22 protein-coding genes and 1 pseudogene are annotated in these 23,126 nt (G+C 72.8%); 17 read left to right on the plus strand and 6 right to left on the minus strand.

The window, feature by feature from the left end; translation table 11 throughout:
- Positions 1–91: 91 nt before the first annotated feature.
- The gene (gene mmuM / locus OO68_RS04280; protein ID WP_033306721.1) at positions 92–1,003 is read left to right on the plus strand and encodes a homocysteine S-methyltransferase; all 912 of its coding nucleotides are present in this window, start codon (positions 92–94) and stop codon (positions 1,001–1,003) included.
- 113 nt (positions 1,004–1,116) lie between these two features.
- Here mmuM and OO68_RS04285 read toward each other — a convergent pair whose 3' ends face one another.
- Complete coding sequence (locus tag OO68_RS04285; protein ID WP_033306722.1) at positions 1,117–2,721, minus strand: carboxylesterase/lipase family protein; 1,605 nt, start codon at positions 2,719–2,721, stop codon at positions 1,117–1,119.
- A gap of 371 nt (positions 2,722–3,092) precedes the next feature.
- Here OO68_RS04285 and OO68_RS04290 point away from each other — a divergent pair, with 371 nt between their 5' ends.
- Together OO68_RS04290 and OO68_RS04295 are read left to right on the plus strand one after the other, a co-directional pair.
- Positions 3,093–4,136 carry a LacI family DNA-binding transcriptional regulator gene (locus OO68_RS04290; RefSeq protein WP_033306723.1) on the plus strand — a complete coding sequence of 348 codons (1,044 nt, stop codon included), beginning with the start codon at positions 3,093–3,095 and terminating at the stop codon, positions 4,134–4,136.
- 221 nt (positions 4,137–4,357) lie between these two features.
- Positions 4,358–4,783: a helix-turn-helix domain-containing protein gene (locus tag OO68_RS04295; RefSeq protein ID WP_033306724.1), complete on the plus strand. Its 426-nt coding sequence runs from the start codon at positions 4,358–4,360 to the stop codon at positions 4,781–4,783.
- A 37-nt stretch (positions 4,784–4,820) separates the two neighbouring features.
- Here OO68_RS04295 and OO68_RS04300 read toward each other — a convergent pair whose 3' ends face one another.
- Together OO68_RS04300 and OO68_RS42085 are read right to left on the minus strand one after the other, a co-directional pair.
- A complete protein-coding gene (locus OO68_RS04300) occupies positions 4,821–5,360 on the minus strand; it encodes a peptidoglycan-binding domain-containing protein (RefSeq protein WP_033306725.1) in 540 nt (179 codons plus the stop codon).
- A gap of 241 nt (positions 5,361–5,601) precedes the next feature.
- Positions 5,602–6,255: pseudogene (locus OO68_RS42085) on the minus strand (ThuA domain-containing protein).
- Positions 6,256–6,411: 156 nt separating this feature from the next.
- Here OO68_RS42085 and OO68_RS04310 point away from each other — a divergent pair.
- Positions 6,412–6,816 carry a VOC family protein gene (locus tag OO68_RS04310; protein WP_033306726.1) on the plus strand — a complete coding sequence of 135 codons (405 nt, stop codon included), beginning with the start codon at positions 6,412–6,414 and terminating at the stop codon, positions 6,814–6,816.
- On the opposite strand, the gene OO68_RS04315 is transcribed toward OO68_RS04310, so the two are convergent.
- Complete coding sequence (locus OO68_RS04315) at positions 6,796–7,485, minus strand: helix-turn-helix transcriptional regulator (RefSeq protein WP_033306916.1); 690 nt, start codon at positions 7,483–7,485, stop codon at positions 6,796–6,798. The two genes, OO68_RS04310 and OO68_RS04315, sit on opposite strands and share 21 nt — an antisense overlap.
- Before the next feature lie 78 nt (positions 7,486–7,563).
- A complete protein-coding gene (locus OO68_RS04320; RefSeq protein ID WP_033306727.1) occupies positions 7,564–8,499 on the minus strand; it encodes an AraC family transcriptional regulator in 936 nt (311 codons plus the stop codon).
- Between the two features lie 81 nt (positions 8,500–8,580).
- Between OO68_RS04320 and OO68_RS04325 the strand changes: the two genes are divergently transcribed.
- A complete protein-coding gene (locus OO68_RS04325) occupies positions 8,581–9,450 on the plus strand; it encodes an NmrA family NAD(P)-binding protein (RefSeq protein ID WP_033306728.1) in 870 nt (289 codons plus the stop codon).
- A 12-nt stretch (positions 9,451–9,462) separates the two neighbouring features.
- On the opposite strand, the gene OO68_RS04330 is transcribed toward OO68_RS04325, so the two are convergent.
- Positions 9,463–10,629, minus strand: coding sequence for a YihY/virulence factor BrkB family protein (locus OO68_RS04330; protein ID WP_033306729.1), 1,167 nt, complete (start codon positions 10,627–10,629; stop codon positions 9,463–9,465).
- Positions 10,630–10,739: 110 nt separating this feature from the next.
- On the opposite strand from OO68_RS04330, the gene OO68_RS04335 reads away from it, so the two are divergent.
- From OO68_RS04335 to OO68_RS04390, 12 genes are all read left to right on the plus strand, one after another.
- Complete coding sequence (locus OO68_RS04335) at positions 10,740–12,374, plus strand: acyl-CoA dehydrogenase family protein (protein WP_033306730.1); 1,635 nt, start codon at positions 10,740–10,742, stop codon at positions 12,372–12,374.
- Positions 12,375–12,638: 264 nt separating this feature from the next.
- Entirely contained in the window at positions 12,639–13,916 is a 1,278-nt protein-coding gene (locus tag OO68_RS04340; RefSeq protein WP_033306731.1) for a GAF domain-containing protein, read from the plus strand.
- 175 nt (positions 13,917–14,091) lie between these two features.
- Complete coding sequence (locus tag OO68_RS04345) at positions 14,092–15,402, plus strand: hypothetical protein (RefSeq protein WP_033306732.1); 1,311 nt, start codon at positions 14,092–14,094, stop codon at positions 15,400–15,402.
- Between the two features lie 66 nt (positions 15,403–15,468).
- The gene (locus OO68_RS04350; RefSeq protein ID WP_033306733.1) at positions 15,469–16,041 is read left to right on the plus strand and encodes a GNAT family N-acetyltransferase; all 573 of its coding nucleotides are present in this window, start codon (positions 15,469–15,471) and stop codon (positions 16,039–16,041) included.
- A 126-nt stretch (positions 16,042–16,167) separates the two neighbouring features.
- Entirely contained in the window at positions 16,168–16,251 is an 84-nt protein-coding gene (locus tag OO68_RS48420; RefSeq protein WP_311241247.1) for a putative leader peptide, read from the plus strand.
- 127 nt (positions 16,252–16,378) lie between these two features.
- The gene (locus OO68_RS04355; RefSeq protein WP_033306734.1) at positions 16,379–18,076 is read left to right on the plus strand and encodes a nitrite/sulfite reductase; all 1,698 of its coding nucleotides are present in this window, start codon (positions 16,379–16,381) and stop codon (positions 18,074–18,076) included.
- A complete protein-coding gene (locus tag OO68_RS04360) occupies positions 18,073–18,261 on the plus strand; it encodes a hypothetical protein (protein WP_033306735.1) in 189 nt (62 codons plus the stop codon). Before OO68_RS04355 ends, OO68_RS04360 begins: the two co-directional genes overlap by 4 nt.
- Positions 18,258–18,968: a phosphoadenylyl-sulfate reductase gene (locus OO68_RS04365; RefSeq protein WP_033306736.1), complete on the plus strand. Its 711-nt coding sequence runs from the start codon at positions 18,258–18,260 to the stop codon at positions 18,966–18,968. The genes OO68_RS04360 and OO68_RS04365 overlap by 4 nt, the downstream gene beginning before the upstream one ends.
- A 23-nt stretch (positions 18,969–18,991) precedes the next feature.
- On the plus strand, positions 18,992–19,528 hold the full coding sequence (gene cysC, locus OO68_RS04370) for an adenylyl-sulfate kinase (RefSeq protein ID WP_033306737.1): 537 nt from the start codon (positions 18,992–18,994) through the stop codon (positions 19,526–19,528).
- On the plus strand, positions 19,525–20,460 hold the full coding sequence (gene cysD, locus OO68_RS04375) for a sulfate adenylyltransferase subunit CysD (RefSeq protein WP_033306738.1): 936 nt from the start codon (positions 19,525–19,527) through the stop codon (positions 20,458–20,460). Before cysC ends, cysD begins: the two co-directional genes overlap by 4 nt.
- 2 nt (positions 20,461–20,462) lie before the next feature.
- A complete protein-coding gene (locus OO68_RS04380) occupies positions 20,463–21,797 on the plus strand; it encodes a sulfate adenylyltransferase subunit 1 (protein WP_033306739.1) in 1,335 nt (444 codons plus the stop codon).
- A gap of 222 nt (positions 21,798–22,019) precedes the next feature.
- Complete coding sequence (locus OO68_RS04390; RefSeq protein ID WP_033306740.1) at positions 22,020–23,123, plus strand: aliphatic sulfonate ABC transporter substrate-binding protein; 1,104 nt, start codon at positions 22,020–22,022, stop codon at positions 23,121–23,123.
- The last annotated feature ends 3 nt before the right edge of the window (positions 23,124–23,126 follow it).

The following is a 23,126-nucleotide window of genomic DNA, read 5'->3' on the forward strand; positions in this document are numbered from 1 at the left end:
TAAACGGTCATCCCATATGCTGGTCGACCTGTTCATCTAATGGACACAGTCGGCAGGGGGGCGCGGGCGGATCTCGGTTACGGTCGTTCGCATGACGCGCACCATCACCCTCGCCGAAGCCCTTGCCGCCGGGACGGTCGTCCTCGACGGCGGCATGTCCAACCAGCTCGAATCGGCCGGGCACGACCTGAGCGACGAGCTGTGGTCGGCGCGGCTGCTCGCCGAACAGCCGGAGGCGGTGACCGAGGCGCACCTCGCCTACTTCCGGGCAGGTGCGGACGTGGCGATCACGGCCAGCTACCAGGCCACGTTCGAGGGGTTCGCCCAGCGCGGGATCGGCCCTGAGCGGGCGGCCGGACTCATGGCGCTGAGCGTGGAGTCGGCCCGGGAGGCGGCCCGGCGGGCGGGTGTGTCACGGCCCCTGTGGGTGGCGGCCTCGGCCGGTCCGTACGGGGCGATGCTCGCGGACGGTTCGGAGTACCGGGGGCGCTACGGGCTGAGCGTGGACGAGCTGGAACGTTTCCACCGGCCGCGCCTTGAGGTGCTGGCCGCGGCCGGGCCCGACGTCCTCGCACTGGAGACGGTCCCGGACGCGGACGAGGCCGCGGCCCTGCTGCGGGCGGTGCGCGGGCTCGGGGTGCCGGCCTGGCTGACGTATTCCGTCGCCGGGGACCGCACCCGTGCCGGGCAGCCGCTGGAGGAGGCCTTCGCCCTGGCCGCCGAGGCGGACGAGGTGATCGCGGTCGGGGTGAACTGCTGCGCTCCGCAGGACGTGGACGGCGCGGCCGCGACGGCGGCGCGGGTCACCGGCAAGCCGGTCGTCGTCTACCCCAACAGCGGGGAGACCTGGGACGCCGGGGCCCGTGCCTGGACCGGCCGGTCCACCTTCACCGTCGGCCAGGTGAAGGGCTGGCAGCAGGCCGGGGCCCGGCTGATCGGCGGCTGCTGCCGGGTCGGTCCGGACGGCGTCGCGGGCATCGCGGGGGCGCTGGAGGCGGCGTAGCGCGCCGGCGGACCGCACTCCCGGCGGTCCCCATGACGAGGAAGAACCGCCCCGGGCCCGCTGAGCCCCGCGGGGCCCCGCTGAGCCCTGCCCGCTCGGCGAGTGAGCAGCCGTCAGTGACGCCGCAGGGCGCCGGAGCGGCGCAGCCGCCGTACGGCCGAGCGCAGTTCGGTACCGCGGGCGGGCGAGACATCGGCCGGGACCGTCACGGGGGCGGGTTCCGGGAGCCTGAGGGCGTCTGCCTGCCAGAGGGCGAGTTCTCGGTCCCGGGGGCCGTACGCCGTGTAGGAGACTCCGTCCTCGGCGTCCGGTGCGCGGTCTCCGAAGACGCGCACCGGGTGGGCCGCGTCCCAGCGCTCCCAGCCCGGGTCGCCGTCCGTGGCGAACCGCACCCAGGCCGCGTGCATGGCGTCCGCCAGTTCCTGCGGCGCGCCCTCGCCCGCCAGTTTCCGGGACTCCGCGGCCTCCCCGGTGTCGAAGACGAAGCCCAGCTCCAGCGCGTGGCACGAGCCGAGGCCGGGCAGGTTCGAGGGCCAGGCGAACTCATAGACGTACGACGGTTCCGTGCGGGCGTCGGCGAGGTGGTGCAGGGGGAGGCGGAGCAGGTGGTCGGTGACGAGCTGGCCGACGATCTCCGCCGTGCCCGCCTCGGGGTGCAGGGTGCGGTAGCCGCGCGGGACCTCGCTGCCGCAGTGGCAGCGGGCCATGGCGCCCGCGACGGCGACGGCCCCGAGCCGGTCGACGCGCTCCAGCAGACCGCCCGGCACCAGCCACAGCCGGTACTCGTCGCGGGTCCAGCCCAGCAGCAGCTCGACGCCGGGGGCGGCGCCGCCGTCCGTGAGGGCCTCCAAGGGGTCGCGGGGGACGACGTCGCCGTCGACGACGAGGCCGAAGGCGGGGCCGCCGACGACCGGGCTGCTCCGCTTCCCCACCTCGGCCTGGGTGCGCAGCAGCAGGTCGCGGTCGACGGCGGCGAAGGCCTCCGCGGTGGCGGGGATCTTCAGCCGTGCGGCCATCCGGCGCACCATCCGCCGCACCTTGGCCCGCTCGGACGCCTCGGGCGGTCCGCTCTGCAGGACGGCCCGGCGCACCAGCCCCTGGGTCTGCGGGGCGGCTAGGAGGGCGCCGATGCTGATCGCCCCGGCGGACTGGCCGAACAGGGTGATGCGGCCGGGGTCGCCGCCGAAGGCCTCGATGGCCTCGTGCACCCAGGCCAGAGCGGCGATCTGGTCCCGCAGGCCGGGGTTCGGGGGCGTATCCGGGAACAGGCCGTAGCCCTCGACCCCCAGCCGGTAGTTGATCGACACACAGACCACGCCGTCGCGGGCGAAGGAGTGGCCGTCGTAGACGGGTACGGCGGAGGATCCTCGGGTCAGGGCGCCCCCGTGCAGCCAGATGAGGACGGGCAGGCGGGCCCCGGGGGCGGGCTGCGGGGTCCAGACGTTGAGGTTGAGGCAGTCGTCACCCGGCACGACCGGGTCGGACAGGTAGTGGGCGAAGGCGTCGGAGTACGGCGGTTTCGGCGGGGTGGGGCCGAAGGCGCCCGCGTCGCGGACACCGTCCCAGGGCGGCACGGGCACGGGTGGGCGGAAGCGGCGGGGGCCGAAGGGCGGGGCCGCGTACGGGATGCCGCGGAAGACCGCGACACCGCGTTCGTACCGGCCCCGCAGGGCACCGAAGGGCGTCCTCACCACGGGGTCCGTCTGGTCTGCCGTCATCCGTCCACCAGCCTCCTCACCGCGCTCGTGCACCGTGAAGATCAGAGCAACTCATTGTGTTCCGGTATTCCGGTGCACGGGCGGGCGGGAGGGCTGTTCGGGTTACTCGGCGACCTGGCCGCGCGAGACGGAGCCGATCGCGGTGTGCGACTGCCTCGTTTCGGCTGACCTGCACACCCTGCTGAGCGAGTTGTTCGGGGTTTCGAAAGTTTTGACCGGCGTCAAGCGGCGAATTCACTTCTCTTCCACCCGTCCTGCGCCGCACCTACAGTAGGAAGCGCTTTCTGCCCTGCGGTCCTCCGTGTCCGCCGTGCGCAGAGCTGGTCGAAACTTTCCACGGCCCTCGGGCGGGCCGGAGAGGTGGGTTCCCGATGGTCCGTACGGCGAGTGCGAGCACGGCTGCCGGTCCGACGCTGGCGGTCGTGGCGCGCGAGGCGGGGGTGTCGGTGCCGACCGCGTCGAAGGTGGTCAACGGCCGCGAGGACGTGGCACCCGAGACCCGCCGCCGTGTCACCGAGGCACTCGACCGGCTCGGCTACGTGCGCAGACCCCGCTTCGAAGCGGCGAAGGCACCCCGGCTGGTCGATCTGGTCGTGCACTCGCTGGAGAGCTCCTGGTCGGGCGCGGTGCTGCACGGGGCGGAGGACGCGGCGCACGACGCGGGCCTGGAGGTCGTGGTGTCGGCGGCCCTGATCCGCTCCCGGGTCGGCCGCCCGGAACGCGGCTGGCTCGACAAGCTGGTCGCCCGCGGTTCCTCCGGGGTCCTGTTCAACCTGGCCGAGCTGAGCGACTCGCAGTACGCGTGGCTGGAGCAGCACCGCATACCGTTCGTGATGATCGACCCGGTGCAGGAACCGCCGGAGGGCGTGGTCTCGGTGGGCGCCGCGAACTGGCAGGGCGGTCTGACGGCCACGGAGCATCTGCTGTCCCTGGGCCACGAGAGGATCGCGGTCATCGCCGGTCCACGGCGCACGATGTGCAGCAGCGCGCGGGTCGCCGGATACCGTTCGGCGCTCGCGTCGGCCGGGGTCCGGCACCGCGCCGAGTACGTCCGGCACGCCGGTTTCGACGAGAGCGTGGCCCACCGCCGCATGCTGGAACTCCTCGACCTGCCCGAGCCGCCGACCGCCGTCTTCGTCTGCTCGGACCGGATGGCGCTGGGTGTCTACGAGGCCTTGGCCGAAAGGGGGTTGGGGGTCCCGGACGACATCAGTGTGGTCGGCTTCGACGACCTGCCCGAGGCCCGCTGGGCCTCCCCCGCCCTGACCACCGTCCGCCAGCCGCTGTCCGAGATGGCCGCGACGGCCCTGCGGTCGCTGCTGCGCATGATGGACGGGCACCGTCCCGAGAGCACGCGCACCGAGCTGTCGACGCGCCTGGTGGAACGGGCGAGTACGGCGGCGCCGCGCACGTAGGAGCGCTCCGGGCCGCGCACGAGCGGTCGGCCCCAGCGCCTCGCCCCGACCGGCGCACAGGGCCCGGCCCGTGGTCGTGCGGGCGTCTGCCGCACACCCCTCGTACGCGTCGCGCGCCCGCCACCCGGGGGAACTGGCCGGGACGGACCGGCGTCGAACGGTGCGGTGGGGAGGGGCCGGTGTCCGGGGGCGGGGCGGCGGCGAGCAGTGGGGGGACGACCATGACACGCTGGCGGCCGCTTCCGGACGTTCTGCCGCGGGAGGCGCGGCACCTGGTCGAGCAGCTGCGGACCCTGAAGGACCGCACCGGGCTGAGCCTCGCCGAGCTGGCCCGGCGGACCGCCTACAGCAAGTCGTCGTGGCAGCGGTATCTCAGTGGGGCCAAACAGCCGCCGCGCGGAGCGGTGCAGGCGCTGTGCCGGGTGGCGGGGGCCGACCAGGCACGGCTGCTGGCGCTGTGGGATCTGGCCGACACGACGTGGCCCCACGGGGTGCCGGCGGCGGCCGGGCCCGCGGGGCCGGTGGCGGACGCACCGCCGGCCGGTGCCGAGTACAGGCGCTGGCGGGCGGCGGCCCTGGTGTCGTTCGGGGTCATCGTCGTGCTGCTGGCCGGGCTGTTGTGGATGCTGCCCTCGGGGAGCGGATGACCGTCACGGCCGGCCGCTCCCCCGGCGGCGGTGCGGCTCAGCCGACCGTGCGGTAGTGGGCGTACTTCCACGGCCCGACGTTCTTCAGCTTCACCTGGTACTTGCCGCCCACGCGCTTGAAGTTGACGTTCCGCACGAGGCCCTTGTACTGGACGATGTTGCCCGGGAGGCTCTGGAGCCGGCTCTGGGCGAAGTCCCAGCTCTCACTGTCGACGGTGCCGTCGGTCTCGGGGAGGTTGTGCCGGCTCTGCCACCACTGGGTGGCCGACTCGGTCTCCGGCCCGAAGGAGCCGTCGATCCGGCTCTTCCTGAAGGGCTGCGACTCGCCCTCGTCGTCCTCCCACTCGGCGCCGTCCGCCCACAGCACGGTCTCCCACAGGGCGATGGCGTTGCCCCTGGAGTAGGCGTCGACGCCGAGGTTCTCCTCGTCCTCCCAGTCGTTGGTCACGATGCCCTTGCCGTCGATGCCGAAGTAGGCGGGCGCGGCGTTCGCCGCCGGGGCCAGGGCGATGCCGGTCCCCCCGGCCCCCAGCACCACGGCCGTCGCCATCGCCACGGCCCGATTGCGCATGCTCATGCGGTTGTCCTTTCCGAACCGCCGTCCCCCGGCGGGTTTCCCCTGGGGCGGCTCGTCTCGTCTGGCACGGCACAGCCTCACGGGCCGGCGGTACCCGCGGCGAGCCCTGCCGGCGTCCCCGGACCGCCCTGGGACGGTTCACGCGCGGTGCGGCGGCGTCCCGGCCGGGGACGGGCCGGCGGGGACCGCGCCCGGGCCGGAGGGCCGACGGCGGCGGGCGCGGCAGCGGTGCCGGGCGCGGTCAGGGGGCCGGGAGCCGGGCCGCCCAGGTGATGCCGCCCAGGAGGTGGGCGCGGAAGGCCGGGTCCTCGTAGGCCTCGCGGGCGTGGCCGAGGGCCGTGGAGAAGACACGGCCCTCGCCGTGGTCGCGGCACCAGACCAGGGGGTGGTCGGCGCCCATGCCGCCGCCCTCGTAGGAGGACTCGTCGGCGGCGGCCAGGACGCGGACCCTGCCGCGTGGGCTGGTGCGGAAGTCGTACCACTCGTCGGTGACGTCCCGGACGGCGGGCAGGTGACGGGTCGCCGGATGGTCGTGGTCCTCGACGACGGCCTTGCCGGGCTGGTGCAGCGGGTGCCGGGCGAACCGCGCGCCCAGCAGGTCGCCGTAGTACGGCCACTCGTCCTCCGTGCAGGCGGCCGCATGCACGCCCACGAAGCCGCCGCCCGACTCCACTTAGGCGGCGAGCCGTTCCCGCACGGCCGGGGTGAGGATCTCGCCGCTGGTGGAGAGGAACACCACGGCCGCACAGGTGTCCAGGCGCTGTTCGAGGGCGGCCGGGTCCTCGGTGGCGTGGACCTCGAAGTCCCCGAGGGTGCGCAGGGCGGCGATGCCGGCCGGGATGGAGTCGTGCCGGTAGCCGGTGGTACGGGTGTGGGCGAGCAGTCGCGGTGCCATGGGATCCGAACCCAGGAGACCGGGGGCCTCCGGGGAGGACCGTGGGACGACCGAAATTTTCGGACCGGGCGCAACCGGCGGGCATCCGGGGGGGGGCGGCGCGGGGCGTCCGTTTTCTTCAAGACCGGGCCGTGCCGGCCTGCCTACGGTGGCTCCATGACTGCACGATTCGATGCCATCGGCCTGGTCGTCTCCGACATGGCCGCCTCCGTCGCGTTCTACCGCCGGATCGGGTTCGCCTTCCCGGACGGCGCCGAGAACCAGCCGCACGCCGAGGCGGAACTGCCCGGCGGGCTGCGGCTGTTGCTCGACACCGAGGAGACGGTCCGCTCCTTCCTGCCCGGCTGGCAGCCGCCCGCGGGCGGGGGCAGGACTTCGCTGGCTCTGCGCTGCGACAGCCCGGAGGAGGTGGACGCGCTGTTCGAGGAGCTGGTCGGCTCGGGGTATCACGGCGAGCTCAAGCCGTGGGACGCCTTCTGGGGGCAGCGGTACGCCGTGGTGGACGACCCGGACGGCAACGGGGTGGACCTGTTCGCCCCGCTAGCCGCCGCGGCCGAGTAGCTCACCCAGCGGCAGACCTGACAACTCCCTCACGTCGCGGGCCAGATGGGCCTGGTCGGCGTAACCAGCCCGGGCGGCGGTCTCCGCGAAGGACACGCCGGCCCTGGCCAGGGCGAGGGCGCGGTGCAGCCGCAGGATGCGGGCCAGGGTCTTGGGGCCGTAGCCGAAGGCGGACCGCGAGCGACGGTGCAACTGACGTGCGCTCACGCCGAGTTCGTCGGCGGTGGCGGCGACCGGACGGCCCGCGTCGAGGGCGGTGACGATCTGCCGGAGCAGCGGGTCGGGGGGTTCGGCACCGGCCGCACGCCGCAGCGCCAGTTCCTCCAGGCCGCTCGCCGGGTCGGGGGCCGCGTTCACCCGGCCGGACATGCGCCGTACCTGCGCGGCCGGCCACAGGTCCGCGAGCTCGACGCGCCGGTCGCGCAGCTCGTGCGCCGGCACGCCCAGGAGCGCCGGGGCCGTGCCCGGGTAGAAGCGGATGCCGGCCCAGGGCCCGGTCACACCGTCCGGGAGGTACGCGCGGGTATCGGGCCCGGCGACCATCAGCCGCCCGTCGTGCCACAGCAGATCCATGCACCCGTCGGGCAGGACACGCCCCGTCCCGGGCCCCGTCGGGGTGTTGGTCCACACGACGGCCCCGGGCAGCCGCGACGCCCGCTCCACGTACACGAGGGCCAGGCTACGCCGCGGCACGGCGACGGGCACCGGCAAACCGGACCGGGGGTCGGCCGGGTACGGCCCGTGCCGCTACGTCACCCGCCCCCGGTACTCCACCGGGCTCACCCCGTAGACGCGCTTGAACGCCGTCGACAGGGCGAAGGCGCTGCCGTAGCCCACCCTGCGGGCCACCGCGTCGAGGGTGTCGGCGGAGTCGCGCAGGCGGTCGGCGGCGAGGGCGAGGCGCCAGCCGGTCAGGTAGGTCATCGGCGGTTCGCCCACCAGGGCGGTGAAGCGGCGGGCCAGCGCCGCCCGGGACACCCCGGCCTTCGCGGCGAGCGAGGCGACGGTCCAGGGGTGGGCCGGGTCGTCCTGGAGCAGGCGCAGCACGCCGCCGACGACCGGGTCGGCGAGGGCCCGGTACCAGGCCGGTGCCTCCGCCTCGGGGCGTGCGAACCAGGCCCGCAGCGCGGCGATGACCAGCAGGTCCAGCAGCCGGTCCAGGAGGACCTCCTGCCCGGGCTCGTCCCGGACGATCTCCTCCATGAGGTACGGCGTGAGCGGGCAGTCCCACACGTCGGACGGGAGGGTGAGCAGCGGCGGCAGGGCGTCCAGCAGCCGCCCGCCGACCTCGCCCCGCATCGGGTAGGTGCCGATCAGCATCACGGTGTCCCCGTCGAGCCGGTCGCCCCAGGTGCGCACGCCGAGGTCCATGGAGCCGTTGAGGGGGCGTCCGTCGGGGTAGCGGCACTCCTGGTGCGGCAGGATCACCGCCTGCGGTGCCGTGCCGGGCGCGTCGGAGCAGGTGTACGGGTCCGGGCCGCGGGCGACGGCGAGGTCCCCGGCCTCCAGCCGCGTCTGCTCGCCCCGGTCGGGGACGATGCAGGCCTCGCCGCGGACGACGAGCATCACGGTGAGCGGGGCCCGGTCCTCCACGCGGACCGCCCACGGCGGGTCGAAGCAGGCCCGGATCATGAACGCGCCCCGCGCTCGGGGCCCCTCCAGCAGACCGGCGAGAGCGTCCATGTGGCCAGCGTAGACGCGGGCGTATGGGAATGAGCCGTTCGGCGATGGTTCCGTGCGGCGTACGGCAGTTGACTCGGCGGTATGACGAACACAGCGGAGAACTCAACAGAGAACACAGCACGGGACACGCAGGTCACGACGGTGGTGGTGACGGGCGCAACGGGGCGTACCGGCAGCCGGGCGGCGCGGGCCGCAGAGGCGGCCGGGCTCACGGTCCGGGCGGCTTCGCGGGCCACGGGCTTCGACTGGTGGGACGCCTCGACCTGGGCGGACACCCTGCGCGGCGCCGACGCGGCGTACCTCGCCCACCCCTCGGACGTCGGCGCCCCGGGCGCCGCGGAGGTGGTCGGGGCACTCGCGCGGGAGGCGGTCGGGCTCGGGGTGCGGCGGCTGGTGCTGCTGTCCGCGCGGGGCGAGGACCAGGCCCTGCCCACCGAGGAGGCACTGCGCGCCTCGGGGGCGGACTGGACGGTCGTGCGGGCGGCCTGGTTCGCGCAGAACTTCAGTGAAGGACCGCTGGTGGCGGAGCTGCGGGAGCGCGGCGAGCTGGTGTTCCCGGCCGACGGGGTGCGCGAGCCGTTCCTCGACGTGCGGGACATCGCGGACGTGGTGGTGAGCGTGCTGACCTCCGGCGACCGGTACGCGGAGCGGATCCTCACCCTCTCCGGGGCCCGGCTGCTGACCTTCGGGGAGGCCGTCGCGGAGATCGCCGCGGCGACGGGGCGCCCGCTGACGTACCGGGCCGTCTCGACGCGGGACTACGGTGAGGCGCTGGCGGGGTTCGGTGTGCCGCCGGAGGAGGTGGCGGGGATGACGGAGGTCTTCCGCACGCTCCTCGACGGCCGCAACGCGCACCTGTCGGACGGCGTGCGGGAGGTGCTGGGCCGCGCGCCCCGGGACTTCGGCGACTTCGTGCGCGAGGAGGCCGCGGCCGGGACCTGGAAGGCCTGAGTGGGGGCGCCCTCACCGGTCCTCGGGCGGGGGTCCCTCCCCGTTGACCTGGGTGCTCTTCAGCTGGGTGTTCTTCACGTGGGTGCTCTTCACGTGGGTGCGCAGGCGGGCCGACACGTCCTCCGGCGGCAGGAAGCGGGACCAGCGTTCCGGGAACTCGGAGGGCATGTCCGGGTCGGCCTCGCCCGCGGCACTGGCGCGGGCCACGTACTCGGCGACCTGGGCCTGCCGCAGCCGTTCGTTGGCCTCGCGGGCCGCGGCCGTCGCGGCGGCCGGCCAGACCCGGTCGATGGCGGCGTTGACCGCGGCCCCGACCAGGACGGCGAACGCGGACACACCGATCCACAGCAGCACGGCGACGGGCGCGGCGAGGGAGCCGTAGATCGTGGGGCCCTCGACGGTGCTGGTCAGGTAGATCCGCAGCAGGAAGCTGCCGAGCACCCACATGCCGAGGGCGACCAGCGCGCCGGGCACGTCCTCGATCCACGGGGAGCGGACGGGGACGGACACGTGGTACAGCGTCGTCAGGAAGGCGATCGACAGCAGGATCACCGTGGGCCAGTAGAGGACCTGTACGACCGTCGTCGACCAGGGCACGACGTCCACCACGGCGTCGGGCCCGGCCACCATCAGCGGCAGCGCGACCGAGCCGATCAGCAGGGCCACGATGAACAGCAGGAAGGCCAGCAGGCGGGTCTTGACGATGCCCCGGACACCGTCGAGCCCGTACATCACGGTGATGGTGTCGATGAAGACGTTCACCGCGCGGGAGCCCGACCACAGGGCGAACAGGAAGCCGATGGAGATGACGTCGGGACGGCCGCCCTTCATCACGTCGTGCAGGATCGGCTGGGCGATCTCGCGGACGCCCTGGTCGGACAGGACGGTGCGGGAGGCCTCCAGGAGGTTGGTCTGGAGGCTCTGGATGGTGTCGGCGCCGGTCCAGGCGTCGACGTAGCCCAGCAGCCCGATCATGCTGAGCAGCAGCGGCGGCACCGACAGCAGCGTGAAGAAGGCGGCCTCGGCCGCGAGGCCCAGGATGCGGTACTCGATGCAGGAGTTGACGGTGTCCTTGAGCAGCAGCCAGGCGGTCCTGCGCTTGGAGACGTTCCGGTAGAGGGCCCGCGCCCGGTGGAGGCGCCCGGAAGGTGTGTCGGGGGTTTCACTTGCTGGCTGCACCCCCTAACGGTATCCGCCGTGCCCGGCCCCACTCACCCACAGGCCGGGTCTTCGCGGACCGGTGCGGGTCCGCCGGGTGCCAAGGTGCTACCGCGGGGTACTTTCGCAGCATGGCAGGCAGCACGCACACCGTGACGAACCAGGTCCCGCCGCTGGTCGGGTACGATGTCTTCTCCGCCGACCGGGCCCTGGCCGACGCGGTCGCCCGGCATCTGGACCCGGACCTGCGCGAGGAGGTCCTCGGCGAGCTGACGGCACTGGGCCGCACCTCCGGCTCGGCGCAGGTGCAGGACTGGGGCAGGCTGGCCAACGAGAACCCGCCGCGGCTGCGGACACACGACAGGTACGGCAACCGCGCCGACGAGGTCGAGTTCCACCCGTCCTGGCACCGGCTGCTCGGCAAGGGCGTCTCGGCGGGCCTGACGGCGGCGTGGGGCCGGCCGGCCGGGCACCTGCGGCGGGCCGCCGCCTTCGTGCTGTGGACGCAGGTCGAGGCCGGCAACGGCTGCCCGCTGTCGATGACCCACGCCGCGGTGCCCGCCCTGCGCACCGACCCGGAGCTGGCCGCCGAGTGGGAACCGCGGCTGACGTCCATGGTCTACGACCAGGAGCTGCGGCCGGCGGACCAGAAGGCCGGGGCGCTGTTCGGGATGGGGATGACGGAGAAGCAGGGCGGCAGTGACGTCCGGGCCAACCGCACGTCGGCGCGGCCGCTGGCCGAGGACGGGACGTACGAGCTGACCGGCCACAAGTGGTTCTGCTCGGCGCCCATGTCCGACGGTTTCCTGGTGCTGGCGCAGGCTCCGGGCGGGCTGACCTGCTTCCTGGTGCCGCGGGTGCTGCGGGACGGCACGCGCAACGTGTTCCGGATCCAGCGGCTCAAGGACAAGCTGGGCAACCGGTCGAACGCCTCCGCCGAGGTCGAGTTCGACGGGACGTGGGGGCGCCGGGTCGGCGAGGAGGGGCGCGGGGTGCGCACCATCATCGAGATGGTCGCGGCGACCCGGCTCGACTGCGTGCTCGGCTCCGCCGGGCTGATGCGGCAGGCGGTGGCGCAGGCGGTGCACCACTGCACGTATCGCGAGGCGTTCGGCGGGAAGCTCGTCGACAAGCCGCTCATGCGCAACGTCCTCGCCGACCTGGCGCTGGAGTCGGAGGCGGCGACGGCCCTGGCGCTGCGGCTCGCTGCGGCCTGGGACGACGGCGGCGAGCAGGAGCGGGCGCTGCTGCGGATCGCGGTGCCGGCCGCCAAGTACTGGGTGACCAAGCGGTGCCCGCCGGTTGCCGTGGAGGCGGCGGAGTGCCTCGGCGGCAACGGGTACGTGGAGGAGTCCGGGATGCCGCGGCTGGTGCGCGAGTCGCCGCTGAACTCGATCTGGGAGGGCGCGGGCAACGTCCAGGCGCTCGACGTGCTGCGGGCGTTGCAGCGGGAGCCGGGCGCGCTGGACGCGTATCTGCGGGAGGTCGGGCAGGCGCGGGGTGCCGATCACCGCCTCGACGGGGCGATCAAGGACCTGCTGACCGAACTCGCGGATCTGGAGGGCGTGGAGGGGCGGGCGAGGCGGCTCGCGGAGCGGCTCGCGCTGGTACTCCAGGGCTCGCTGCTGGTCCGCTTCGCGCCACCGCAGGTCGCCGACGCGTTCTGCGCGGGGCGGCTCGGCGGCGACGCGGGCGCTGCGTTCGGGACGCTGCCGCACACGCTGGACCTGGCGTCGGTGGTGGAGCGGGCGCGGCCGGTGTGCTGATCCGGCGGGCCCTCACGCGCGTGCGCGAAGGAGCGGGGGTGGTGCTGCGCCGACACGGCACCACCCCCGCCGCACAGGCCCGTTCGAGCCGCTGAACGCCGCTCGGGACGGCGCCGCTCAAGTTTCGGACACGGCCGGGCCGTCCACCAGGGTTGCAGGGGGTTGCAACTTGCTGCTGACTGTGTGCGGAGTGTGCGCGCGCCACCAGGGGCAGACGGCACTATGAGACGCACAGTCAGAAGCGACTCCGGGGGGCGCACGCGTATGGACGTCACGCACTTGGCCGCCGTCGACAGCACGCGCGCGGCCCGGGTTCTCCAGCAGGTCCGCTCGGCGCGGCTGGCCGGGCGGCCCGCTCCGGTGGCGCCGCGTCCGGTGATCGAGCGGTCCTGGGAGCGGATGATGCGCAGCGGGGTGGATCCGGACCACGACGTGCGGGCGGATCCGCTGTCCCGCGAGGAGGTGCAGCGGCGGCGCGAGACGTCGGTTTTGCGCCATGTGCTGCCGGTGCTGAGGGAGGGGCTGCTGGCGGCCGCGGACGTCGCCCACCACATCATGGTGGTGGCCGACGAGGACGGTCGGGTGCTGTGGCGCGAGGGCAGCCCGCCGGTGCTGCGCAGGGCCGACGGGCTGGGTTTTGAACTCGGCGCGGACTGGCGTGAGGACGTCGTCGGCACGAACGGTCTGGGCACCCCGGCGGTGGTGCGCCGGCCCGTGCAGGTCTTCGCCTCCGAGCACTTCGTGCGCTCCCAGGCCGGCTGGACCTGCGCGGGCGCGCCTCTGACGGATCCGCGGGACGGCCGGCTGCTCGGCGTGGTGGACGTGAGCGGTCCGCTGGAGACGATGCATCCGGCCACGCTCGCCTGGGTGGGCTCGGTGGCCCGGCTCGCCGAGGCCCGGCTGCGGGAGATGCACACGGAGTCGCTGGAGCGGCTGCGGGCGGTGGCGGCGCCGGTGCTGGCCCGGATCGGCGGCCGCGCCCTGGTCGTCGATCCGGACGGCTGGACCGCCGCGGTCAGCGGGATGCCGTACGCGCGGCGGGTGGCGCTGCCGAAGTCGCTGTCGGCGGGCCCGAGATGGCTGCCGGCGCTCGGGCTGTGCTCGGTGGAGCCGCTGGCGGGGGGCTGGCTGGTGCGGGCGGCAGAGGACGAGCCGGTGCGGCGCGGCCCGGCCCGGATCGTGCTGGACCTCAGGCAGGCGCGGCGCTGGTCGGTGGAGGTGCTCGGCGGGGCGGGCTCCTGGACCCGGGAACTGAGCCCGCGCCACGCGGAATTGCTGTATCTGCTCGCGGTTCACCGCTCCGGCCGCAGCGCCTCGGGCCTGGCCGGGGATGTGTTCGGCGATCCGGCCCGCACGGTGACGGTCCGTGCCGAGATGTCGCGGGTGCGACGGTATCTGGGGGCGTTCCTGGAGCACCGGCCGTACCGGTTCGCCGAGGACGCCGAGGTCGAGGTGCTGCTCCCGGACGATCCGCGGGATCTGCTGCCGCACTCGACCGCACCGGCGGTGAGCGGGCGGCGGGGATCCGCAGCGACCCCCTGAGGTTCACCGCGCGTGCCGTGCAAGGCGCATCGAGGGGTGCATCTTTCGCATATTTGCAGGGTCTTCGTCCCGTGCGCCGCTCACCTGCCGTAGCATCCCTCTACGGGCCACCCCACCTGCTCCTCCGTCAACGTGCGGATCAACAGGCGCAGTTGGTCCGTCTCGGGAGGACGTTATGAAGCATCGCGGCAGACACCGGCGGCGCAAGCGGGGCAGGGCGCTGCGCGCGACCCTGGCCGGGACGGCTCTCGCGCTCACCGCCGCCGCCACCCTGATCAGCGCCTCGCAGGCCACCGTCGCCGACGCCCCCGGGGCTCTCAAGCCGGTCTCCGCGTCCGACGGTGCCGGGCGGTTGCCGCTGGCCGAGCACCGGGTGCCCGGGCGGTGGCTGGACCGGCTCGCGTCGGAGATGGGCCGGCCCGTCGGTGTCGGCACGGTCCTGGACAACGCCGACGTCCCGCTGCGGGAGGCGGCCGACTGCCCGGCCCCCGAGAAGCACGCCCTGCCGGTGGAGCCCGCGGCCACGCGCGCGTACTGCTTCGGCGGCTCCGGCACCCGTGGCTGGCGGGCCGGCGCGGTCACGACCTCGGGCGACGCGGACGACGACGGCCGCTGGGGAGCGAACCGCGTGATCCTGTCCGGCTGGACCCGGGGCGCCGAGGGCGGCTCCCTGGACGGCCCGGCCCCCGGGCAGGGCCTGGCCAAGGTCGCCTTCGTCGACGCGAACGACCCGGGCGCGCCGCGCTACACGTGGGCTCTGCTGGCCGTCCCGGTGGACGGCGGGCGGGACTACCGGGGGCTGGTCTCCCCCCTGTCCGGCATGGTCTGGTACCAGGACAAGCTGCTGGTGACGACCCGCGAGGGCGACCGGAACGCGCTGTACGTGTACGACATGGACCGCATCCAGCGCGCCACCGTCGAGTCCGACGCGGTCGGCCGGGTGCGGGGCGGCTGGGCCGCGCACGGCTACCGGTTCGTACTGCCGGCCGTCGGCTCGTACACGCTGCCCGGCGGGGACGACGCGGCCCGTCCGGCCACCGTCTCCCTGGACCGCAGCACCTCCCCCGACAGCCTGGTCGCGAGCGAGTGGGTGCCGGCGGACGGCGACCGGCACACCCGGCTGTGGCGCTACGCGCTGAGCCGGGACCCGGCCCGCTCCGGGCTGCTCGCCACCGACTCCGCCGGGGACGCGGACCCGGTCGAGGCGTACGAGACGAAGACGGCCGACGTGCGGGGCGTGCTGGCCCACCGCACCGGCTGGTACCTGGACCGGGCGTCGGGCGGTCCGGGCGGGCACGGCACGCTGTGGCGCCAGGACACGGACGGCGCACGGGCGACGGAGTGCGGCACGGACGGGACGCGGCACTGCTGGAGCGGCCGGTCGGGTTCCCTGTCCTACTGGGAGGAGACCGGCGAGGTCTGGTCCCAGTCGGGGCGGATGCTGTTCGCGGTGCCGCTGAGGTCGATCGACCGGGCGCTGGACTGACCGGAGCGGCCCGCCGGACCGGGGACCGATCGACAGATGAGCGGGTCGGATGATTTTCTGGCCCGCATGACCTCCATCGCCGTGACCACCTGGTCCCTGGAGCAGACCGCCCCGACCGACCTGCTGCCGGCCGTCGCGCCGGACGGGGACGTCCGGGTCGTCCGCTCCGAGGTGCCCTCGCCCGAGTTCAGCCGGTTCCTGTACGCGTCGGTGGGCGGCGACATCCTCTGGACGGACCGGCTCGGCTGGCCGTACGCGCGCTGGGTGGAGCACTTGGAGCGGCCCGGAGTGGAGACGTGGGTGGCCTACGACCGCGGCACGCCCGCGGGGTACGTGGAGCTGGAGGCACAGGACGACGCGGTCGTGGAGATCGTCTACTTCGGGCTGCTCCCCGCCTTCCGGGGCCGGCGCATCGGCGGTCACCTGCTGTCGTACGGCACGGCCCGGGCCTGGGACCTCGCGGACCGCTGGGCGGGACTGGCGCCGACGAAGCGGGTGTGGCTGCACACGTGCAGCAAGGACGGCGAGCACGCGATGGACAACTACCTGCGGCGGGGCTTCACGCTGTTCGACACCAAGGTCGAGGAGGAGGCGGAGGCCGCCGCTCCGGGACCGTGGCCTGGGGCGTTCCCCGTCTGACCTGGACGGACACCTCAAGGCCGCCCGATGTGACCTACACCACCCTTGTCTTGCCCTGCAAGACAAGGGTGTCCGCATCTTGGACGAAGCTGGACTGTGTCCAGATCGCCGTGACACGCTTCCGTCATGTCTGGAACTGGAATTGCCTTGGTGAGTCGGCGGCACGTCGACCTCGGCCGCATGTCCAGCGCCATCTGTCCGGCGCACTGAGCGTACTCAGCCCGCGCCCGACATCCCCTTTCTCCTCTCCTTTCCCGCGCAAGGACGCGCACGTATGCCCGTGCGCGCACGCGCAGGTCAGAGCCGCATTCCCGCCTGTCCGAAGGACGTATCAACCATGGCCGCCACCCCGCAGAAGCCTGCCGACGCGACTCCCCGCCGCAAGGTGAGCCGTCACCGCGGTGAGGGTCAGTGGGCCGTGGGGCACCACACCCCGCTGAACGGCAACGAGCAGTTCAAGAAGGACGACGACGGTCTCAATGTGCGGACACGCATTGAGACGATCTACTCCAAGCGCGGTTTCCACTCGATCGACCCGAACGACCTGCGCGGCCGCATGCGCTGGTGGGGTCTGTACACCCAGCGCAAGCCCGGCATCGACGGCGGCAAGACGGCGATCCTGGAGCCGGAGGAGCTGGACGACGAGTACTTCATGCTGCGCGTCCGGATCGACGGCGGGGCGCTGACCACGCGGCAGCTGCGGGTCATCGGTGAGATCTCGCAGGAGTTCGCGCGCGGCACCGCCGACATCACGGACCGGCAGAACGTCCAGTACCACTGGATCCGCATCGAGGACGTCCCCGAGATCTGGAACCGGCTGGAGGGCGTGGGCCTGTCGACGGTCACCGCCTGCGGCGACACCCCGCGTGTGATGATCGGCTCGCCGGTGGCGGGCATCGCCGAGGACGAGATCATCGACGGTACCCCGGCCCTGGAGGAGATGAAGCGCCGCGTCCTGAACAACCCGGCGTACTCGAACCTCCCCCGGAAGTTCAAGACGGCGATCTCGGGCTCGCCGGTGCTGGACGTGGTGCACGAGATCAACGACGTCGCCTTCGTCGGTGTCGTCCACCCCGAGCACGGCCCCGGCTTCGACGTGTGGGTCGGCGGCGGCCTGTCCACCAACCCCAAGCTGGGCGTGCGGCTGGGCACCTGGGTGTCGATCGACGACGTCCCGGACGTCTACGAGGGCGTCATCTCGATCTTCCGCGACTACGGCTACCGCCGGCTGCGCACCCGCGCCCGCCTGAAGTTCCTCGTCGCGGACTGGGGCGCGGAGAAGTTCCGGCAGGTCCTGGAGGAGGAGTACCTCAAGCGCAAGCTGGTGGACGGGCCCGCCCCGGAGCAGCCGTCCCAGCTGTGGCGCGACCACATCGGTGTGCACCGGCAGAAGGACGGCCGGTTCTACGTCGGCTTCGCCCCGCGGGTGGGACGCGTCGACGGCGCGACGATCACGAAGATCGCCGACCTCGCCGAGGCCCACGGCTCGGGCCGGGTGCGCACCACCGTCGAGCAGAAGATGATCGTCCTCGACGTCGAGGAGAACCAGGTCGACTCGCTCGTCGAGGCCCTGGAGGCGCTCGACCTCACCGCCCGGCCCTCCACCTTCCGGCGCGGCACCATGGCCTGCACCGGCATCGAGTTCTGCAAGCTCGCCATCGTCGAGACCAAGCAGCGCGGTGCGCAGCTGATCGACGAGCTGGAGCGCCGGCTGCCGGACTTCGACGAGCCGCTCACCATCAACCTCAACGGCTGCCCGAACGCCTGCGCCCGTATCCAGGTCGCGGACATCGGTCTCAAGGGCCAGCTCATGCTCAACGACCAGGGCGAGCAGGTCGAGGGCTACCAGGTGCACCTGGGCGGCGCCCTGGGCCTGGAGGCCGGCTTCGGCCGCAAGGTCCGCGGTCTCAAGGTCACCTCCGAGGAACTGCCCGACTACGTCGAGCGCGTCCTGAAGCGGTTCCAGGCCGAGCGCGAGGACGGCGAGCGGTTCGCCGCATGGGCGGCGCGGGCCAGTGAGGAGGCCCTGTCATGAGCGAGCGGGCGGCACCGTTCTACTGCCCCTACTGCGGCGACGAGGACCTGCGTCCGAGCGAGGCCGCGGAGGGCAGGCACGGCGCGTGGGAATGCGCGGCGTGCAGCCGGGCCTTCTCGCTGAAGTTCCTGGGCCTGCTGGCCCGGGGACAGAAGCGATCCGATTCCGGAGGGGCACAGATATGACGACCGCTCAGGAAGAGCGCGCCACCGAGGACCTGAAGCAGCTCGCCGAGCAGGCGGGCCGCGATCTTGAAGACGCCTCCGCACTGGAGATCCTCCAGTGGGCGGCGAAGACGTTCGGCAAGCGGTTCTGCGTGACCTCCTCCATGGAGGACGCGGTGGTCGCCCACCTCGCCGCCCGTGCCATGCCCGGCGTCGACGTGGTCTTCCTCGACACGGGCTACCACTTCGAGGAGACCATCGGCACCCGCGACGCGGTCGAGGCCGTGATGGACGTCAACCTCATCACGCTCACCCCGCGCCAGAGTGTCGCCGAGCAGGACGCCGAGTACGGCCCGAAGCTGCACGACCGCAACCCCGACCTGTGCTGCGCACTGCGCAAGGTCCAGCCGCTGGAGCAGGGCCTGAAGGACTACCAGGCCTGGGCGACCGGTCTGCGCCGCGACGAGTCCCCGACCCGGGCGAACACCCCGGTGGTCGGCTGGGACGAGAAGCGGCAGAAGGTCAAGATCTCGCCGATCGCCCGCTGGACCCAGGACGACGTGGACGCCTACGTCACCGAACACGGCGTGCTGACCAACCCGCTGCTGATGGACGGCTACGCCTCCGTGGGCTGCGCGCCCTGCACCCGCCGGGTCCTGGAGGGCGAGGACGCGCGCGCCGGCCGCTGGGCGGGCCGCAGCAAGACCGAGTGCGGGCTGCACGGATGACGACGACGATTCAGGAGAGTGACGTGACGACCGGAGCCACCGTCTGGCTCACGGGTCTGCCGAGCGCCGGCAAGACCACGATCGCCTACGAACTGGCCGGCCGGCTCCGCGAGGAGGGCCACCGGGTCGAGGTGCTCGACGGCGACGAGATCCGCGAGTTCCTCTCGGCGGGTCTCGGCTTCAGCCGCGAGGACCGGCACACCAACGTGCAGCGCATCGGCTTCGTCGCCGAACTGCTCGCCCGCAACGGCGTGCTGGCCCTCGTCCCGGTCATCGCGCCGTACCAGGACAGCCGGGAGGCGGTGCGCAAGCGTCACCAGGCGAACGGCACCGGCTATGTCGAGGTGCATGTCGCGACGCCCGTCGAGGTGTGCAGCGAGCGGGACGTGAAGGGCCTGTACGCCAAGCAGGCCGCGGGCGAGCTCACCGGGCTCACCGGGGTCGACGACCCGTACGAGGCGCCCGAGTCGCCCGACCTGCGCATCGAGTCGCAGAACCAGACCGTGCAGGAGTCCGCGGCTTCCGTGTTCGCCCTGCTGACCGAAAGGGGACTGGCATGACGACCGTCGCCACCGTTTCCGAGGAGACCGGCAGCCCCTACGCGCTGTCGCACCTCGACGCCCTCGAGTCCGAGGCCGTGCACATCTTCCGCGAGGTGGCGGGCGAGTTCGAGCGGCCGGTGATCCTCTTCTCCGGCGGCAAGGACTCCATCGTCATGCTGCACCTGGCGCTGAAGGCCTTCCGGCCGGCGTCGGTGCCGTTCTCGCTGCTGCACGTGGACACCGGGCACAACTTCCCCGAGGTCCTCGACTACCGCGACCGCACGGTCGAGAAGCACGGGCTGCGGCTGCACGTGGCCTCCGTGCAGGACTACATCGACCGCGGTGTCCTCAAGGAGCGCCCGGACGGCACCCGCAACCCGCTGCAGACGCTGCCGCTGACCGAGAAGATCCAGGCGGAGAAGTTCGACGCCGTCTTCGGCGGCGGGCGCCGCGACGAGGAGAAGGCCCGGGCCAAGGAGCGGGTGTTCTCCCTGCGCGACGAGTTCTCCCAGTGGGACCCGCGCCGCCAGCGCCCGGAGCTGTGGAACCTGTACAACGGCCGGCACGCGCCCGGCGAGCACGTCCGCGTGTTCCCGCTGTCCAACTGGACCGAGCTGGACGTGTGGCAGTACATCGCCCGCGAGGGCATCGAGCTGCCTCAGATCTACTACGCCCACGAGCGCGAGGTGTTCTCCCGCAGCGGCATGTGGCTGACCGCCGGCGAGTGGGGCGGGCCGAAGGACGGCGAGACGGTCGAGAAGCGGCTCGTGCGCTACCGGACCGTGGGTGACATGTCCTGCACCGGCGCGGTGGACTCCGACGCCGACACCATCGAGAAGGTGATCGTGGAGATCGCCGCCTCCCGGCTCACCGAGCGGGGCGCCACCCGCGCCGACGACAAGATGTCCGAGGCCGCGATGGAAGACCGCAAGCGCGAGGGGTACTTCTAGAGATGAGCACCATCACCACCGAGGAACTCGCGGAAACGACGCTTCTGCGGTTCGCCACCGCCGGCTCCGTCGACGACGGCAAGTCCACCCTCGTCGGGCGGCTGCTGCACGACTCCAAGTCGGTCCTGACCGACCAGCTGGAGGCCGTGGAGCGGGTCTCCGCGAGCCGCGGCCAGGAGGCCCCGGACCTCGCGCTGCTCACCGACGGCCTGCGGGCCGAGCGGGAGCAGGGCATCACCATCGACGTGGCGTACCGCTACTTCGCAACGCCCCTGCGGCGGTTCATCCTCGCCGACACCCCGGGCCACGTGCAGTACACGCGCAACATGGTCACCGGCGCCTCCACCGCCGAGCTGACGGTCATCCTGGTCGACGCCCGCAACGGCGTGGTCGAGCAGACCCGCCGGCACGCGGCCATCGCCGCCCTGCTGCGGGTGCCGCACGTGGTGCTGGCCGTCAACAAGATGGACCTCGTCGGCTACGAGGAGAAGGTGTTCGCGGCCATCGCCGAGGAGTTCACGGCGTACGCGACCGAGCTGGGCGTCCCCGAGGTCACCGCGGTCCCGATCTCGGCGCTCGTCGGCGACAACGTGGTGGAGCCTTCCGCGAACATGGACTGGTACGGCGGCCCGACGGTGCTGGAGCACCTGGAGACGGTGCCGGTCAGCCACGACCTGAGCCACTGCCACGCCCGGCTGCCCGTGCAGTACGTGATCCGCCCGCAGAACGCGGACCATCCGGACTACCGGGGCTACGCCGGGCAGATCGCGGCCGGCTCCTTCCGCGTGGGCGAGTCCGTCACCGTGCTGCCGTCCGGCCGGGCCTCGAAGATCTCCGGCATCGACCTGCTGGGCGAGCCGGTGGACGTGGCCTGGACGACGCAGTCGGTGACGCTCCTGCTGGAGGACGACATCGACATCTCGCGCGGCGATTTGATCGTGCCGAGCAAGGACGCGCCCGCGACGACGCAGGACATCGAGGCGACCGTCTGCCATGTTGCCGACGCGCCGCTGACGGTCGGCCACCGGGTGCTCCTCAAGCACGGCACCCGCACGGTCAAGGCGATCGTCAAGGACATCCCGTCCCGCCTCACGCTCGACGACCTGTCCCTGCACCCGCACCCGGGACAGCTCGTCGCCAACGACATCGGCCGGGTGAAGGTCCGTACCGCCGAGCCGCTGCCGGTCGACTCCTACGCCGACTCGCGCCGCACCGGCTCGTTCATCCTGATCGACCCGAACGACGGCCAGACCCTCACCGCCGGCATGGTCGGCGAGTCCTTCGCGGCGCCGGAGCCGGTCAAGGACGAGTCCGAGGACGACGGGTGGGACTTCTGACATGACCTCCCCGGACTTCTACTCGATGTTCGCCAAGGAGGGCGGCCGCGTCGGCAGCGGGGCTCTCGGCAGCGGGCAGGGCGGAGTGGCGCGATGTGTGCGCTGACGTACGCGCACTGCCCGCGCGCCCTCGCCCCCCACCGCCGTAGACGAAAACCTGCCGACCTCCCGGCCACGACCTGAGAGACCGTGACCGCCGGGCCTCCGAGAGGACCACCTCCCGTGCCTGCTTCATCCGCTCTTCGCCGCAGTCTCGCGGCCATCGCCGCGCTTCCCCTGCTCACCCTGGCCGCCTGCGGCTACGGGTCCGAGGCCAAGGACGACGGCGCCGCCAAGGTCGCCGCCGGGGCGAAGAAGATCGACGGTCTCGACACCGTCAAGATCGGCTACTTCGGCAACCTGACCCACGGCACCGCGCTGGTGGGCATGGAGAAGGGCTTCTTCCAGAAGGAGCTCGGCGCCACCGAAGTCGAGCCGGCCGTCTTCAACGCCGGCCCTTCGGAGATCGAGGCGCTCAACTCCGGCTCCATCGACATCGGCTGGATCGGCCCCTCCCCCGCGATCAACGGCTACACCAAGTCCGCGGGCAAGAACCTGCGCATCATCGGCGGTTCGGCGTCCGGCGGCGTGAAGCTCGTGGTCAACCCGGACAAGATCAAGTCGCTGAAGGACGTCAAGGGCAAGCGGATCGCGACCCCGCAGCTCGGCAACACACAGGACGTGGCGTTCCTCAACTGGGCGGCGGAGCAGGGCTGGAAGGTCGACCCGCAGAGCGGCAAGGGCGACGTCACGGTCGTCCGCAGCGACAACAAGGTCACCCCCGACGCCTTCAAGGCCGGCTCGATCGACGGCGCCTGGGTGCCGGAGCCGACCGCGTCGAAGCTGGTCGCCGAGGGCGGCAAGGAACTGCTCGACGAAGCGACGCTGTGGCCGGACAAGAAGTTCGTGATCACGAACATCATCGTGCGGCAGGAGTTCCTCCAGAAGCACCCGAAGGTCGTCGAGGCCGTGCTCAAGGCCTCGGTCACCACCAACAAGTGGATCAACGCCAACCCGGACGCGGCCAAGGAGGCGGCGAACAAGCTCCTGGAGAAGGAGACCGGCAAGGCGCTGCCCGCCGAGGTGCTCGACCCGGCCTGGAAGTCGATCCGGTTCACCGACGACCCGCTGGCCTCGACCCTCAACACCGAGGCGGAGCACGCGGTGAAGGCGGGGCTGCTGGAGAAGCCGGATCTGAAGGGCATCTACGACCTCGCGCCGCTGAACAAGGTCCTCAAGGCCGAGGGCGAGCCCACGGTCGACGACGCCGGCCTCGGCGTGAAGTAAGCC

Origin of the sequence: Streptomyces iakyrus (genome assembly GCF_000717055.1) — a bacterium.
GTDB classification, from domain to species: Bacteria; Actinomycetota; Actinomycetes; order Streptomycetales; family Streptomycetaceae; genus Streptomyces; species Streptomyces iakyrus.

Bases quoted from the DNA above. Each gene is read 5' to 3' on its own strand.
- OO68_RS04300 (WP_033306725.1), bottom strand. From the start codon at position 5,360: ATGAGCATGCGCAATCGGGCCGTGGCGATGGCGACGGCCGTGGTGCTG.
- OO68_RS04360 (WP_033306735.1), top strand. From the start codon at position 18,073: ATGAGCGAGCGGGCGGCACCGTTCTACTGCCCCTACTGCGGCGACGAG.
- OO68_RS04380 (WP_033306739.1), top strand. From the start codon at position 20,463: ATGAGCACCATCACCACCGAGGAACTCGCGGAAACGACGCTTCTGCGG.
- OO68_RS04345 (WP_033306732.1), top strand. From the start codon at position 14,092: ATGAAGCATCGCGGCAGACACCGGCGGCGCAAGCGGGGCAGGGCGCTG.
- OO68_RS04355 (WP_033306734.1), top strand. From the start codon at position 16,379: ATGGCCGCCACCCCGCAGAAGCCTGCCGACGCGACTCCCCGCCGCAAG.
- OO68_RS04285 (WP_033306722.1), bottom strand. From the start codon at position 2,721: ATGACGGCAGACCAGACGGACCCCGTGGTGAGGACGCCCTTCGGTGCC.
- mmuM (WP_033306721.1), top strand. From the start codon at position 92: ATGACGCGCACCATCACCCTCGCCGAAGCCCTTGCCGCCGGGACGGTC.
- OO68_RS04310 (WP_033306726.1), top strand. From the start codon at position 6,412: ATGACTGCACGATTCGATGCCATCGGCCTGGTCGTCTCCGACATGGCC.
- cysD (WP_033306738.1), top strand. From the start codon at position 19,525: ATGACGACCGTCGCCACCGTTTCCGAGGAGACCGGCAGCCCCTACGCG.
- OO68_RS04365 (WP_033306736.1), top strand. From the start codon at position 18,258: ATGACGACCGCTCAGGAAGAGCGCGCCACCGAGGACCTGAAGCAGCTC.
- OO68_RS04350 (WP_033306733.1), top strand. From the start codon at position 15,469: ATGACCTCCATCGCCGTGACCACCTGGTCCCTGGAGCAGACCGCCCCG.
- OO68_RS04295 (WP_033306724.1), top strand. From the start codon at position 4,358: ATGACACGCTGGCGGCCGCTTCCGGACGTTCTGCCGCGGGAGGCGCGG.
- OO68_RS04325 (WP_033306728.1), top strand. From the start codon at position 8,581: ATGACGAACACAGCGGAGAACTCAACAGAGAACACAGCACGGGACACG.
- OO68_RS04290 (WP_033306723.1), top strand. From the start codon at position 3,093: ATGGTCCGTACGGCGAGTGCGAGCACGGCTGCCGGTCCGACGCTGGCG.
- OO68_RS04340 (WP_033306731.1), top strand. From the start codon at position 12,639: ATGGACGTCACGCACTTGGCCGCCGTCGACAGCACGCGCGCGGCCCGG.
- OO68_RS04320 (WP_033306727.1), bottom strand. From the start codon at position 8,499: ATGGACGCTCTCGCCGGTCTGCTGGAGGGGCCCCGAGCGCGGGGCGCG.
- OO68_RS48420 (WP_311241247.1), top strand. From the start codon at position 16,168: ATGTCTGGAACTGGAATTGCCTTGGTGAGTCGGCGGCACGTCGACCTC.
- OO68_RS04335 (WP_033306730.1), top strand. From the start codon at position 10,740: ATGGCAGGCAGCACGCACACCGTGACGAACCAGGTCCCGCCGCTGGTC.